The 14,556-nt window shown below is 48.0% G+C and carries 12 protein-coding genes; 4 read left to right on the top strand and 8 right to left on the bottom strand.

The annotated features are described in order from the left end of the window. Positions 1-4 precede the first annotated feature (4 nt). The 8 genes from GCU44_RS10205 to GCU44_RS10170 form a co-directional block, all read right to left on the bottom strand. Entirely contained in the window at positions 5-880 is an 876-nt protein-coding gene (locus GCU44_RS10205) for a 2-hydroxy-3-oxopropionate reductase (protein WP_154856311.1), read from the bottom strand. 67 nt (positions 881-947) lie between these two features. Further along, positions 948-2,108, bottom strand: a complete 1,161-nt coding sequence (locus tag GCU44_RS10200; protein ID WP_154856310.1) for a mannonate dehydratase — start codon at positions 2,106-2,108, stop codon at positions 948-950. 27 nt (positions 2,109-2,135) lie between these two features. Beyond that, positions 2,136-3,569, bottom strand: a complete 1,434-nt coding sequence (locus GCU44_RS10195) for a GntP family permease (protein ID WP_174238247.1) — start codon at positions 3,567-3,569, stop codon at positions 2,136-2,138. Continuing rightward, positions 3,566-4,339 carry an HpcH/HpaI aldolase family protein gene (locus tag GCU44_RS10190; RefSeq protein WP_154856309.1) on the bottom strand — a complete coding sequence of 258 codons (774 nt, stop codon included), beginning with the start codon at positions 4,337-4,339 and terminating at the stop codon, positions 3,566-3,568. The genes GCU44_RS10195 and GCU44_RS10190 overlap by 4 nt, the downstream gene beginning before the upstream one ends. A 54-nt stretch (positions 4,340-4,393) precedes the next feature. After that, positions 4,394-5,935 carry a SusD/RagB family nutrient-binding outer membrane lipoprotein gene (locus GCU44_RS10185; protein ID WP_154856308.1) on the bottom strand — a complete coding sequence of 514 codons (1,542 nt, stop codon included), beginning with the start codon at positions 5,933-5,935 and terminating at the stop codon, positions 4,394-4,396. Between the two features lie 51 nt (positions 5,936-5,986). Next, positions 5,987-9,448 carry a SusC/RagA family TonB-linked outer membrane protein gene (locus GCU44_RS10180; RefSeq protein WP_154856307.1) on the bottom strand — a complete coding sequence of 1,154 codons (3,462 nt, stop codon included), beginning with the start codon at positions 9,446-9,448 and terminating at the stop codon, positions 5,987-5,989. Between the two features lie 45 nt (positions 9,449-9,493). Next, complete coding sequence (locus tag GCU44_RS10175; RefSeq protein ID WP_154856306.1) at positions 9,494-10,519, bottom strand: FecR family protein; 1,026 nt, start codon at positions 10,517-10,519, stop codon at positions 9,494-9,496. Positions 10,520-10,648: 129 nt separating this feature from the next. Beyond that, a complete protein-coding gene (locus tag GCU44_RS10170) occupies positions 10,649-11,242 on the bottom strand; it encodes an RNA polymerase sigma factor (RefSeq protein ID WP_154856305.1) in 594 nt (197 codons plus the stop codon). Positions 11,243-11,655: 413 nt separating this feature from the next. Between GCU44_RS10170 and GCU44_RS10165 the strand changes: the two genes are divergently transcribed. Genes GCU44_RS10165 through GCU44_RS10150 form a run of 4 tightly spaced genes read left to right on the top strand, consistent with a single transcriptional unit; the run spans position 11,656 to position 14,554 of the window. Then, on the top strand, positions 11,656-11,895 hold the full coding sequence (locus GCU44_RS10165; RefSeq protein WP_154856304.1) for a MoaD/ThiS family protein: 240 nt from the start codon (positions 11,656-11,658) through the stop codon (positions 11,893-11,895). Position 11,896: 1 nt separating this feature from the next. Further along, the gene (locus GCU44_RS10160) at positions 11,897-12,310 is read left to right on the top strand and encodes a molybdenum cofactor biosynthesis protein MoaE (protein WP_154856303.1); all 414 of its coding nucleotides are present in this window, start codon (positions 11,897-11,899) and stop codon (positions 12,308-12,310) included. A gap of 25 nt (positions 12,311-12,335) precedes the next feature. Next, complete coding sequence (moaA, locus tag GCU44_RS10155; protein ID WP_154856302.1) at positions 12,336-13,325, top strand: GTP 3',8-cyclase MoaA; 990 nt, start codon at positions 12,336-12,338, stop codon at positions 13,323-13,325. A gap of 32 nt (positions 13,326-13,357) precedes the next feature. Next, positions 13,358-14,554 carry a molybdopterin molybdotransferase MoeA gene (locus tag GCU44_RS10150; protein ID WP_154856301.1) on the top strand — a complete coding sequence of 399 codons (1,197 nt, stop codon included), beginning with the start codon at positions 13,358-13,360 and terminating at the stop codon, positions 14,552-14,554. Positions 14,555-14,556 lie beyond the last annotated feature (2 nt).

The raw sequence follows: 14,556 nt of genomic DNA, 5'->3' as shown, positions 1-14,556 counted from the left end.
AAACTCATTCAATGCCACTCAGTTTCTCCATAAGCAGCGCAAGGGCACTGTGATCCTTTTCATCGAATCCCAAGGCCAGGGCAGCATCCATTTGGCTGGCAACCAGCCCGGATCCATACAAGGGTACGTTAAATTCCTTACCCGCCATCAAGGCAATATTCATATCCTTGCGGTGAAGTTTGATTTTAAAACCAGGTTCAAAATTCCGATCAATGATGCGCTGTCCGTGCAAGTCCAGGATACGGCTTTGGGCAAAGCCACCCAATAAGGCTTCCCGCATCTTTTCCAGATTCACTCCGGCTTTTTTCGCCAGCGAAAACGATTCAGCGACCGCCTGAATGGTAATTCCGACAATCATCTGATTGCAGGCCTTTGTCAGCTGTCCCGCACCTGCATCCCCTATCAAAACGGCACTTTTACCCATGACTTCAAAAAGCGGCTTTGCGACCTCGAATGCCTGTTCGGTTCCCCCAACCATGATGGAAAGATTGCCCGACTCGGCCCCTACCTGTCCTCCGGAAACGGGAGCGTCCAGCGCTTCCACGCCCTTTTCTTTCATGGCTGTGGCTACCTCACGGGCAGTAGAAGGTGCGATCGTAGACATGTCTACAAACACAGTCCCCGACCGAATTCCTGCAAGTACTCCATCCGGGCCAAATACCACTTCCGATACTTCCGGAGAATCCGGCAGCATGGTGATGACAATATCGGCATTCGCTGATAGCTCTTTAGAGGTGGAATAAGCCTTTGCTCCTTTCGCTGTTAGGGCTCCGGCTGCCTTACTACTTTCGAGTACCAGCAGTTCGTACCCGGCGTTCAATAAATTGATTGCCATGGGTTTTCCCATGATTCCCAACCCTATAAATCCTACTTTCTTCATAACAATTACTCGTTTATTGATCTTAAAATTAACTATTCAAGGGCAAACGAATCGATCTGGAATCCTTTCAGGCTTCGTCTTTCAGCGCCTGAAGAATCCCAATAATGTGTCCATAAGCAAAAGCGAAGGCCTGCAAACCTGCTCCTTCTGCTTCGTGCTGGGGCACGTGATCGGGCATGACCATGCCATCAAATTCTACATCCCGCAGCGCCCGCATCACCTGAAAGAAATTCATCTCTCCGTTATCCGGATAGACTTCCTGGAAATTATTATAATTCCCTTTTATGTTTCTCAGGTGCACGTTAAAGATCTGTTTTCGCTTTCCTACCCAATCGATTATGGGGAAAATTTCGTTTGCAGGATCCCTAAGGCCTTCGGCTATTGAACCGATACAGAAATTAAAGCCGTGGTACGGGCTGTCGTACAATTGGGCAAATCGCTTGATGCCTTCGAACACCTCCGGGCTGTTCCAGCGCATGATGCCGTTATAGGCATCTGGTACCGGCGGATCGGCGATATGATTGCCCAATTTGACTTTATACTCCTCGGCTACCGGTAGAATTCTGTCCAAAAGATAGGTAATTCTTTCGAAAACTTCATCCGCGTCTGCCCTGCCTGCCTTGGTCAACTGTTGTTCCCGTTGCAGGGCTTCCTGGTAATTCCAGGTGCTGTAGGAGGCGAATCCCCGGGTGGGGTCAATGGTTCTACCCGTTCGCAATACGGGCAGTATGGTCGTATTGTAATTCAATAACTTGACCCCCGTTTTCGCAGCCACTTCGATCATCTGTTGCACCATTTCGATTTCCCGGTCTCTTTCGGGACTCTTGCCCATCATGATGTGGGGAATGATCACCCGATCAATGCCAGCAGAAGTCAGGGGTAAGTGATAGGCATCCAGGTTGATACCGTATTTTTCGCAGGCCTCCCGCTTTTTCAGGGAGTCCTCCAGATCCCAACCCTTGCCCTCGATAAATTTGGGCATGCCTCCGTCCAGGTTGTACACCCCGTGTCGGGCCTTAAAGGCCAGATTCTCTTCGCTTGTCCCGCCGGATTGGCAGCCTACTTTCATCAATACTTTTTTCTTCGGAACCGCCGGATTGACGGGCTTTCGATCAGGTTTTGCCTGGGCCCCAAAAGCCATGGATCCGGTAGCAAATGCTCCGGCTGTTCCGGATGCAACTAGCTTGACAAATTTTCTACGCTGCTGATTTTTCAGGAAATTTTTCATCTTTTGAATGGGTTTATGTCATATATTTTATACCAAAGGGAGTATTTTTGCGGCAAGCATGATCGTGAGTAAGCCTACCAAGCCCATGATCGTCAATAAGGGGGAAAAGGTTTTGAGTGCCTCCTTTTCGGTCAGGTTACTCATCTTGCATACGATCCAAAAACCACTATCATTCATCCAGGGAATGAGTTTGGAGCCACAGGCAATGGATAGCCCCAGGTACAGGTGGTGGTAATCCAACCCCGCCGTCGACATGCCAGACAAGATGCCCGAAGCAGTAATCATGGCGACCGTAGCGGAACCCTGGGCCGTTCGTACCAATGCGGTGATAAAAAAAGCCAGGGGTATCAGGGCCATCTGGTATCCTTCCGTTAGACTGGCGATTTTCAAGCTGATTCCGGTTTGCTGCAACATGGCTCCAAAAGCGCCTCCGGCCGCTGTAATCAAAATGATCACCCCCCCGCTAGTCAGAGCGGCCTGTACAGCCCCCTTCATTCCTTTTTCCTGCTTGTTTCGTTGCAAAAATAGCGTGAGCAAGGCTGCCATCGCCCCCAGGATCAGCGCCATGTTCTTTTCGCCAAGAAAATGAATCAAGTCAAAAAAAACCGGAGAAGTTTGGCCGGGATCCATTCCCCAAAATGTGCTGATAAATGCACTTCCCGTGATGAGCAGCAGCGGAATAGCAATAGGGGAAGCCGCCAGGCCTAGCCCAGGCAATTGGGATTGCGGTTTGTCTGCGAGCGATTGGATTTCGCTCAACGGAGCATCCAGCGAATCGCGCAAGGGAATCGGATTTCGTTTGTTTGCCCAAACCGCAAAAACGTAGCCCGCCGCGATGGTAACCAGGCCGATCAAAAAGCCGCCTACCATCATCATGCCGATGGGAATGTCCATTTCTGCGATAAGAAAAAGAGGTCCAGGAGTGGGGGGTACCAGGGAATTGGCCATCGCTGCTCCCGCTGTAATGCAAAGGACCAGCAACAGGTAACTCTCCTTGAGCCGCATGGCCATCGCTTTGGCAAGTGGGATCATCAGGTAAAACACCGTGTCGAAAAACACCGGAATTCCCAGAAAAAAACTGCCACTCAAAAAAGCCAGCGGTGCGTTTTTCTCGCCCGTCTGTCCAAGGATGGAGCGTACGATCCGTTCTGCCGCTCCACTCATCAGCATGGATTTACCGATGATGGCGGCCATGGCAATCAATATTCCGATTTTGCCGACGGTACTTCCGAAGGCATCGGCTATTCGTTCGCCGATGGAACGCTGAGCAAGGGCCTCGGCAGCGGCCTGAGACTGCCCTTTGCTTAGCGCAAAATCCACAATGGCCGAAGCAGGTGTCATCCAGGCCACCACCAATGCCGCCAGAAGCAGGGCGATAAACGGATTTAATTTTCCCCCGATTATCCCCCCAACCACGATCAGCATTCCTACCAGTAAAATGAAAAAGGGATCCTGAATCATGAAGGGCTATTTTTAAACTGGCTTAGCGATTGATGCAATTCCCGGGCACCTGCTGCCACAAAGGTGGCATCCGAGCCGCAGGCGATCAATTGGATCCCCTGTCGCTGGTATTTTTCGAAATCCGCAGGATCGAAGATTAAAATTCCAACGGCTTTCGAAGCATTTTTGGCTGCTTTCACAATCCGGTCAACCGCTTCCAGAAACAGGGGATGATTTAAATCCCCGTCAATTCCCAAGGCAACGGTAAGATCTGCCGGTCCGATAAACAGCACATCAACACCGGGAGTTGTCGCAATTTCATCGAGATCATCCAGCGCCTCTTTGGTTTCTATTTGGATGATGCCCAGCAGGTTTTCGGCAGTGCCGGATTTGTAGCTGGCAAAATCCTTTCCAAAGCCAGTTGCCCGAACCATTTTTGCCACCCCCCGGATTCCAAGGGGCGGGTAATGCATGCCGCTGACGGCCAGGCGGGCTTCTGCTGCGGAATAAATCCGAGGGCACATGACCCCCTCGGCACCCAGGTCCAATACCCGGTGAATGCGTTCTTTTTGGTAACTCTCCACCCGCACAATGGCTGTGGATCGGGTATGTTCGAGTGCCTGAAGCTGGTGCAGCAAGTCTTTCGGCTCCCCTGCACCATGCTCCAAATCAATTAGCACCCAGTCAAATCCGGAGAGCCCTACGATCTCGGCTGTAACCGAACTTCCTAGATTCAACCAGCAACCGATTAAGGTTTCTCCGGATTGTAAGCGATTTTTTAGGTGTTTCATGCAATCAAATGGATTGGTTATTTGGTAAGAAGTACTAAAGTTAGAATTTTATGACTAAAATCCTACATTGACATCCCACCAAACCCGGGTATCCAAAATATCCGGACCCATTCGGCTGGTCGCTTCTTGCACGTTTTCAAAATTAACTGTTAGCTCCGAATCGGGATAGGTCAGTCTTCGGATAAAATCTTCTGATTGCAAATCGCTTCCCGGATACGGATTTGGGTTTACCACCGGGTACCCGCTCCTTCTAAAATTCGCCCAGGTTTCGGGCCCTATCAGAAAGGAAGATACCCAATATTGGGTGTTGATCAGTTCCAGTTCCTTGCCGGATTCCAGGGGATGCGCCTGAATGTATTCTTCGATCGCCTCCGAAGCGATTTCGGTATCGTTAGGCCAATACGCCATCTGTTCCATATGGGCACGAATCCCGTCGTGGTACAACTGTTCGGCATCTCCTTGCACCCAGCCTCTCGCCACCGCTTCTGCCCAAAGTAGCAAGGTTTGGGAATAGGTCACGAGAAAGTTAGGCGCTTCGGGATTTCCCAGACGCCTGCGGTCTAACTGACTGTAATCAAACAAACTGGCGAGCCCGGCTTCCTCCACCACCGGAATGATCGTGGTGTTGTCGTATCCCTGGGGCATCCCTACCTGCGCTTCTGGCGAGCGATCTGCATTTGCCTCCGTTTGTTCGCCCCCACTCATGGCACCGACATACCGAACGGCAATGGACTCCAACCGCGGGTCGTTGTTGCTTTTTAGAAAATTCACAAATTCCTGATCGAGGTAATAGAAAGGTGCCTGGCCTCCGTTTAGGTTGGTACCCACGTTGTTTCGGTAATCGGCATTGTGCCGCACCAGGGCGTTGTCTTCATTGGATTGCATCAGGCCTCCGTTGATTGCTTTGGTGGCAAATTCCTGTGCCCGAGAAGGGTTTACCTTCACCAAGCGCATGGCGGCACGCAGCAACAGCGAGTTGCCCAGTCTTCGCCATTGTCCGATATTGCCGCTGTACATGATCTCCTGGTTGATGGGGTCATTGGCTTCGTTCAATGTTTGCACCGCTGCTTCCAAATCGTTTAACAGGTCGGTGTAGATGGATTCCTGGGAATCGTAATTGGGGAATACGTTTCCTTCAATGTATCCCAAACCAGCCTCGGTATAGGGAATATCCCCGTAGGTATCCGTCAGCATCATGAATGCATGTGCTCTCCAAATACGCATAATGCTGAGTAGATTTGAGCGCTCGGGACTATCCCGAAGGTTTTCTATGCCGTCTACCAGGTTTTTTATGATGTTTCGGTAGCCATTTTGCCAGTTGCCCTGGGTGGCTGAACGGTTGTCCTGATTCAGGTTTCCGCCGGTACCCACTCCCTGGAAGGGGGTGATCATCTGCCTGACAATCGTAGTCTCATAGGTAAGGTTGTTGTACCCCGGAGAACTGGAAATTATGGCTTGATTCAATTGAAAGGTGGGATCAATGGAGGTAAGACGAACCGGATTGGTATTCATTTCGTCAAAGCCCTCGTCGCAGGAGCCGGAGAAAAAGGCTACCGCCAACCCCAAAAACACGTGTAGTATTGTTGACTTTTTCATTTCAGTTTCGTTTAATCGGATATAACAATGTTTCGTTGAAGCAATTCCTTCTTAAAATTTAACATTTAAGTTGAATCCAATGCTTCGGGTTACCGGCAATCCTGTGGCCTCCAGGCCTGCTCTATTGTCGGAGATAATCCCGTTTTGATCGGGGTGGATATGGGGCACCCACTGCTTCAGAACAGCGACATTATTGGAAACCAAATTCAGTCGCAAACCGCGTATAAAGTTGTTATCCGGAAGGTGCGGTGTAAAATCATACCCTACGGTCACTTGGCGTAGTTGCCAGGATCCGGCGTTGAAAACGGACTGCTCCGACATTCTTCCGGATCGGATGGTCTCGTAATACGTTTGAATGGGAGATTGTGCGGTATTGATTTCACCATTCGGATTTACTCCGTCACCCACGACGAATCCCTGATCCCTGCCTTCGAGGGTGGCCTTATCCAGACCGTGCCGGTAGGCGTTGGTATGCGTTCCGGAAATCATTTTGTGGCCCAGTTTATAGTCGATTAGGAAAGTAAAATTCAGGTTCTTGTAATTAAAACTGTTGGTGAAGCCACCGACCCAGATGGGAATGGCTGTTCCGAAGTTCAATTGCTCCGTCGAACGAAGTGGGCGGCCATTATTTGGGTCAAAGATCTGTCTCCCCTGTTCGTCCCTAAGGTAACCCCAGCCGTACAATTGAGCCATGGGCTTGCCTACTTCCTGCCGAACCTCACCGTGAAAATCCGCTTGGCCAACGGTAATAAACGTGCCTTCCACGTCGTCACCCAGACTCAATACTTCGGACTGGTTGTACGCAGCATTGGCACTGAAATTCCAGTTAAAATTAGGCCCGGTGATTGGGGAGATGGCTGCAAACATTTCTAGCCCCGTATTTTTACTCTCACCGACATTGATCAGCTGGTTGAGGTACCCCGACCCATCCGAAACCTGCGCCTGCAGGATCTGGTCGGAAGACAACTTATCGTAGTAGGAAACTTCAAACCGGAGGTTGTCAAATAACGTCATCTCCAACCCAATTTCCCGTTCGGAGACCCTCATGGGGCGAAGGTTATCGTTGGGAACCACCGATCCACTGATGGATCCTACCGGTTGCGCAATGCCATTGGAATTGGGGAATTGTTGCTGGTTTATATTATAGAACAGGTTATTTGCATAGGGTTGAACATCCGTATCGCTACCTACTTCCGCGTACGCTACCCGAAGTTTGCCAAATGAAATCCAATTGGGCAGGTTAGCGAAGGCCTGTGAAAACACAAAGCTACCGGTAATCGAAGGGTAAAGAATGCTTCGATTCGCCGGAGAAAGGGTAGAAAACCAATCGTTTCTGGCAGTTCCATTTACGTACAGGAATCCTTTGTAGGACAATTCGGTACTTGCATAGAGTGAATTAACCTGCCTTTCCGAAATGGTGTAATTGGTTGTGATTTTGCTGGAGTTACCAATGGTGTACAAGTCACGGGTATAGAAGTTTTCCCCGAGAAGCGTGTTTACATCTAGCCGCCGATACATTTGGTTTCCACCAAGGTTTACCAACAACCCGAAATCGCCAAACGTTTTATCCATCCCAATTAGAAAGTCAGCATTTACTTCCCGGAAGGTCCGCATGTCCTGCACAAATTGCCCGTTTACAAAGCCTGGAGGAGGCGCCGACTGCCGTCGCGAACCAGTGGGCAAATTGTATTCCGAATCCCTGGAGAAAAAATCCTGCCCGATTCTTCCCTGCGCGTACAGCCAATCCGTGATGTCGTACCTGGCGGTAATGTTGCCGTACACCCGGTCACGCACGTTGTTCTCAAATCGGGAAAGTGCAAAATAGGGATTGGTACGGTTCGTAAATCGGGAATACGGAAATTCATCCCCATTTTCATCGAAGGCATATTGCTCGAGCAAATCCATGGGCATGGAACTGGCCAAGGTGTAAATTACCACCGGACTAAAATCCTGCTCGGCGATGTTTGGAGGATTGATTCGGTCTTCTTTGGAGTAATTGATGTTTCCTGAAACGGTTAGCTTCTTGAAGTTTTGGGTGAAACCCATGTTGATTGTCTTCCGGTTATAGTTTGATCCCGGAAGGATGGCCTTGCTGTCCATATTGGATGCCGAAAGGCTGAACCCCCCGTTCTCTCCGCCAGATGAAATCGTAATGGTGTTTGTAAACGTGGATCCATTTCGGTAATAGTCACGGATTTTATTGGGTTGGGGCTCGTAGGGAACTTCTATGCCGTCAAACAAAATCTGTGTCATACCCGGCTGAAATCGCTCTCCAAAACTCCAGACACCGGATACCGGTCGGGGCGAATTGGGCCGTATGCCACCCTCTCCCTGACCGTATTCGTACTGGTAATCGGTAAAGTCAAGCGGCGTATCGTTCGTGTAATTGGTATTCAATTCCACCTGAATACCTGATCCACTGGCCCGGTTTCTGGTAGTAATCATGATTACCCCATCCTTTGCACGGGCTCCGTACAAAGCAGATGCCGCTGCTCCTTTCAAAACGGACATGGAGGTAATGTCATCCGGGTTAATACTACTCAGTCCATCTCCACTATCTGAGTTTCGATTACTACCAACTTCCGAAACATCCCCGCTGACACCAAAGTTGGTATTGTCGATGGGTACGCCGTTTACAACGATCAAGGGGGAATTATTTCCGCCAAAAGAGGATACGCCTCGGATTCTGACCTTGCTACTTCCTTGTGGTCCCGAACCCATGGACGTAATGTTTACCCCGGCGACCTTTCCCTGAAGTGAGTTCATGAAATTTGGTGTACGGTTGATGGTCATTTCTTCGGATTCCACCGTAGAGGTTGCGTACCCCAAACTTTTCGCTTCTCGTTTGATACCCAATGCCGTTACGACCACTTCTTCCAGTCCGGCGATGTCTTCCTGAAGGGTGATGTTGATAATTGATCTGGAATTGATCTCAATCCGTTGGGTGCTAAAGCCAATATAGGATACCTGCAAAACACCATCTTCCGGCGCAGTCAGGGTAAACTCGCCGTCGATATTGGTAATGGTACCGATGTTGGTACCGGATACCGATACGGCTACCCCAGGCAACGGCTCTCCGGAAGGATCCACCACCTTTCCTGAAACCTCGATATCCGCCACTTCCACAACGATTTCCAGCGCTTTTCGCGCGGTTTTTTCGGTAAGAAAACGCACACTGATGGTGTTATTTACCTGTTTGAAATGAAGGCGTTTTTCCCGAGCCAACTCTTTAAGTATATCCGCAACACTGCCCTTTACCTGGTTTAGTTTTAATATCTGCTCATCGTCGATACCATTATCGGTATAGAAAAACCGGTAATCAGTTTTGCTCTCAATGTGGTCCAGAATCTCCTGCAGGCTTCCCTGCCTGATATCCAGCTTGATCATTACTTCTTCGATACTCTTGACACTGTCAAAAGCATAGCCGGTATGTGCTACCAGAAAGCATAAAATTCCAAAGGCCAGCAATCTGACTTTCAGATTTTTAATCGGTTTTAATAAAACATGTTTCATGGGATTTTGGGTATTGGTTTAAACGCTTGTAATTTTTTAGAAAACTTAACTTGATATGGGATAAATGACCACATTTTTACCCTCAATATCGAAGGAAAAACGCACGGAGTGCGCCAAAACGGCAAGCACATCCGACAAATACGCCTGCTTTTCGAACGTTCCGGAGCATTTCACGTCCGGCACGGGTCCATTCACGGCGATTTCAACGCCGTACCAATTCTCCAGCTTATTCTTGACCAACACAAAGGGTTCTTTTTCAAAATGTAAAACGCCCTCGGTCCATAAGGGAATTTTCGCCGGATCTACAGTAAATTTTTTCATGGGTTGCTCTCCCCTGGAAACGAGACTGGCTTCACCCGGACGAAGAAGCATATCCTTACCGGTATAGTCATTTCGTATACTGATTTTACCGGTAGCCAAAGCAATTTCAGTGGATTCCAGGTAATCGGTGTTGATATTAAAAGAAGTACCTAAAACGGTGGTTGTTACGTGAGCAGTCTTTACGAGAAATGGCTGCTGCTTGTACTTTTTTACCTCAAAAAATGCTTCACCTCGCAACAGAACCTGACGGTTTTCCGTGAAATTACGCGGGTAGCTGAGTTCACTGCCAGCATTTAAAAAGACCAGAGAGCTATCTGGTAATAGAATTTTCGATTTCCTTCCCTTTGGATTGGATTTAATTACCCAAGCGGCCTGTTCTTTCTTGTCGGAACTGTTTTGTGTGTCTGCCGCTTCATTCATGAATCCAATTTCACGCAGCATCAGCAAAAAGAAAACCAGAGAGGCCGCATACCTAAGCCAGGTAGCAATGCGCCGGGGAGTTCTGCTTTGCTTCCGTTGCGATTCAGCCGATCGATCCAGCCGCTTACCCGGCTCCGGAGGTTCTGGTTTGCCTGGCAACCCCATGCCTTTCTGCCCTGCATTGGCCTCCGTCCCCCACACCATTTTCAACAATTGCTGAAAATCCCGATGCCCATCGGGACTATCCAGGTACGTAATAAATTCCCGCGCCTGGCTTTTTGAAAGTTTGCCTTCGTGAAAATCTTTCCAATTTTGATTAAAGCTTTTCATCTTCGCCTGCTAGGTTATACGGTATATATCCCCCAGACAGGATATTTACTTATGCGCAGCGCAATATTTCCATATTTTTTAAGGAAATACGCTTTTTTACTAAAATAAAAAAATAAAAAGGAGATTGAATTAGAAAAATAGCAAAAAGACGAAGAGATCGGAAGGAATCAAATCACTGGACGAAAACTCCTGTTTTAGCCTTTTGGTCGCTTTGTAGAGTTGATTCTCGACGGTTCGTTTGGAAAGCTGCAACCGTCCGGCAATTTCATCGGCTGTCAAGTGCTCGGTAAATTTCAATTTAAACACTTCCTGTTGTCCCTTAGGCAAGGCCGCGATGGCTTTTTCCGAAAAATGCTTTAACTCTTCGTACTCCAATTCCAGTTCTACACTCCCCGTTTCGCGCTCTCCATAATTCAGCTGGTATTTCTGGTATGCGATTTCAAGTGCTTGTTTGCGTGAACGTTTAAAAATGGAAGAGCGCATCATCGTAAGAAGATAGGCATTAAAGGACAGGGTACAGTCCAAGCCTTGCCTTTTTTCCCAAACCTTCAAAAACACTTCTTGAACGACCTCCTCTGCATCTTCATGGGTCAGGTACATTTTTTTGCAGGTACAAAGGATCTTGGTAGCAAATAGCTCGTAAAGCTGATGAAAGGCATCACGGTCCCCCTCCTTTAAACAGCTTACCAGTTCAGGAACCGAATTGATATTTTCAGTTGACATCGGTTATATAATGACATTACCAGGTACAAGTAATGTATTTTTCCCAAAAATCACAATTTTTTACTTCATTTAAATTTTTTTATAAAATTATCGTTTGAATTTCGAATTATTTATTTTAGTTAGCGCTAGAGTTTATTAAATTTGGCGTTAACCCAAAATATTACATTATTTTTTCGTATTTTTCCCTAATAAAAATCCTTAATTTAAGCTTAATTAAAAGAATTACGATTTATTTTTCTTTATCCGATTTGGGAGATTCGGTAGAAGGGATGAGGAATTGTACCGCACAGGTCACCGCATAGTAGAAATTTAGCGTGCCGGTATTTCCATACAGAATAACCGGCCTATTTTCGCGGTTAATCAAATTCGATTATGTAAATTTAACCATCCTAATAAAACCAAATAAACCAGCTATGGAAATTCTTCTATTCGGAATTTCAAAGGAGATTATCGGGGAGCAAATCTTGCAGGTACCCCAAGAAGCACGCATCACATCGGTAAAAAGTCTGAAGCAATGGATTTTGGCATCTTATCCGGAGATGGGAAATCTCTCAAGTTTTGCCATTGCGGTAGATCAGGAGTACGCAACTGACGAACGGCTTCTAGCGGAAAACCAAGAGATCGCCCTATTACCACCCGTAAGTGGAGGTTGAAATGAAGCAAATAAAACTGGTCAGTCAGATCAATCTACCTGAAGTGTATTCCTGGCTTCAGCACCCGGAGGCGGGGGGTATCGACCTATTCATCGGAAGTGTCCGAAACCATGCCCATGGAAAAACGGTCGTTCAACTCAAGTTTGAAGGATACGAACCCATGGCCATTCGCCAAATGGAGGAAATCGCCGCAGAGGCGATGGAACGGTGGCCAATAAAGAAATTGCTGATGGTGCATGTGCTTGGAAATAAGAAAGTAGGTGATCCCGTGGTGGTTATTGGTACCGCTACCGCCCATAGAAACGATGCCTTTGAAGCCAGCCGATACCTGATTGACGAATTGAAAAATAGGGTTCCTATTTGGAAAAAAGAGTATTTTACGGATAATACGGTTTGGGTAAATGCCCATCCTTAATGAATATTAAGAATACGCCAATTGTATGAGAGGAACGCTGACAGATAGTTACGGAAGAACACTGGATTACCTGCGGTTGTCGGTCACGGATCGTTGCAACTTCAGGTGTTACTACTGCATGCCAGAGGAAGGCATCGACTTTGTTCAACGAAAAGATCTGCTCAGTTACGAGGAACTGGATTACTTGTGCACGCTTTTTCTATCGTTGGGGGTCAAAAAAATTCGTATCACGGGAGGCGAGCCATTTGTCCGAAAGGGCATCATGGACTTTTTGACTCAACTTTCCCGGCACCCGGAACTAAAAGAAATCACCCTCACCAGCAATGGGTCGATCTCCAATTCCCAAATTAAACAGTTGGCAACGTTGGGCATTCGGAAAATCAACATTTCGCTGGATTCACTGGATCGACAGCGGTTTTACCAAATCACACGCAGGGATCGCTTCGAAGAGGTATTTGCCTGTATTCTGAAGTTAGTAGAAGAAGGGTTTCTTGTCAAATTGAATTGTGTGGTCGACGGGAATAAGAATACGGAAGACATCCTACCCTTTGTGAAATTGACCGAAACCCAACCCATATCCGTCCGCTTTTTGGAAGAAATGCCCTTTAACGGTACCGGTTCGTTTGTGCCACCCACCTGGAACCATATTGCCTTGTTTGACTACATAAAGGGACATTTCCCTGACCTTGTGAAGGTCCCCGATGAAAAAAACAGCACTTCGGTCAACTACCGGGTTCCGGGTTACGCAGGTAGCTTCGGGATTATTCCCGCGTTTAGTCGAACCTTTTGCGGCACTTGCAACAGAATTCGACTTTCTGCCACCGGCGAATTGCGAACCTGCCTGTATGGACCACCGGTCGCCAATCTTCGCGACGTCCTTCGAAGCGGGGTGACTGAGGCCCTTCTTGTCGAAGAAATCGTACAGGCAGTAGCCAGAAAAGCGAAAGATGGGTTTGAAGCAGAAGCCCAAAGCAAAAAAATTCCGAAAAAGTCCATGTCCTTTTTGGGGGGATAATCCCCCGAATTGCACCGACAACCTCCTTCCGCATGATATCCGTACACGAAGCCAAGGAAATACTTTCAACCAACCCCTTATCCCTACCGGACACGTCGCTACCGTTTCAACAAAGCCTGCACCATACCCTCGCTGCCGATGTATTTGCGGACAGGGATGCGCCGCCGTTTCACCGGGTAACCATGGACGGCATTGCCATTCAGGCTGCATCGCTGAAAACCAACAAACGATACCGTATCGAAGGCATTCAGGCAGCCGGTCAGCCCCAACGTAGCCTATCCAATTCCAACCATTGTCTGGAAGTAATGACCGGGGCAATGCTACCAAAAAATACCGACTGTGTGATTCCCTACGAGAAAATTCGCCTGCTGGATGGAATGGCTGAAGTAGACAGCGCACAGTATTCGCCGTATCAAAACGTACATCTTCAAGGAACGGATGCGAAGAAGGGAGACCGAATTTTGGAAAAAGGAAATTGGATCCACGCGGGAAAATTAAGCGTACTCGCCAGCCTTGGCCATGCACAGGTAAGCGTTCGTCAACTTCCCAGGGTACTCGTGTGTGCCACTGGAGACGAACTGGTGCCGGTGGAGCAGCCACCTCTCCCCCATCAGATTCGAAGCTCCAATGTGTACATGCTCGAGTCGGCCCTAAAAGACCTCGGGATCAACGCCAAAACGGCCCATTTGGCAGATGAACGGCAGGAACTTAAAGACGGAATTGAAAAAGCGCTGAAGGAATACCAGGTGCTGCTGTTTTCCGGAGCCGTATCCAAGGGAAAATTCGACTTTCTTCCGGAAGTGTTCCGTGAACTGGGGGTGGATACGCTTATTCATGGAGTCAAACAAAAACCCGGAAAACCGTTTTTGTTTGGCCGAAAAGGTGATTGTTTTGTTTTCGGATTTCCGGGAAACCCAGCCTCTACCCTGGTTTGTTTTCACACCTATTTCAAAACCTGGTTGTCCAATTCCCTGCAACGGGACACCGAAACCCCTTCCGCTATTCTGGCGGAAGAGGTCGTTTTTAACCGACCGGTAACCTACCACCTATTGGTGAAAACAACCATACGGGAAGGTAAAATCTGGGCAGTGCCGATCAAAAATTCGGGTTCCGGGGACTGGGTGCACCTATCGGAAGCCGATGCATTTCTTAGCCTACCCGCGGATGCCACCGTTTTTAAGAAAAACGAAGTCTTTCCAATAACCTATTTTCACAAGGATAACTTCTAGCA

The organism is Cyclobacterium xiamenense (assembly GCF_009467825.1).
Lineage (GTDB): Bacteria > Bacteroidota > Bacteroidia > Cytophagales > Cyclobacteriaceae > Cyclobacterium > Cyclobacterium xiamenense.
This window is presented reverse-complemented; position numbering and strand designations above follow the sequence as displayed.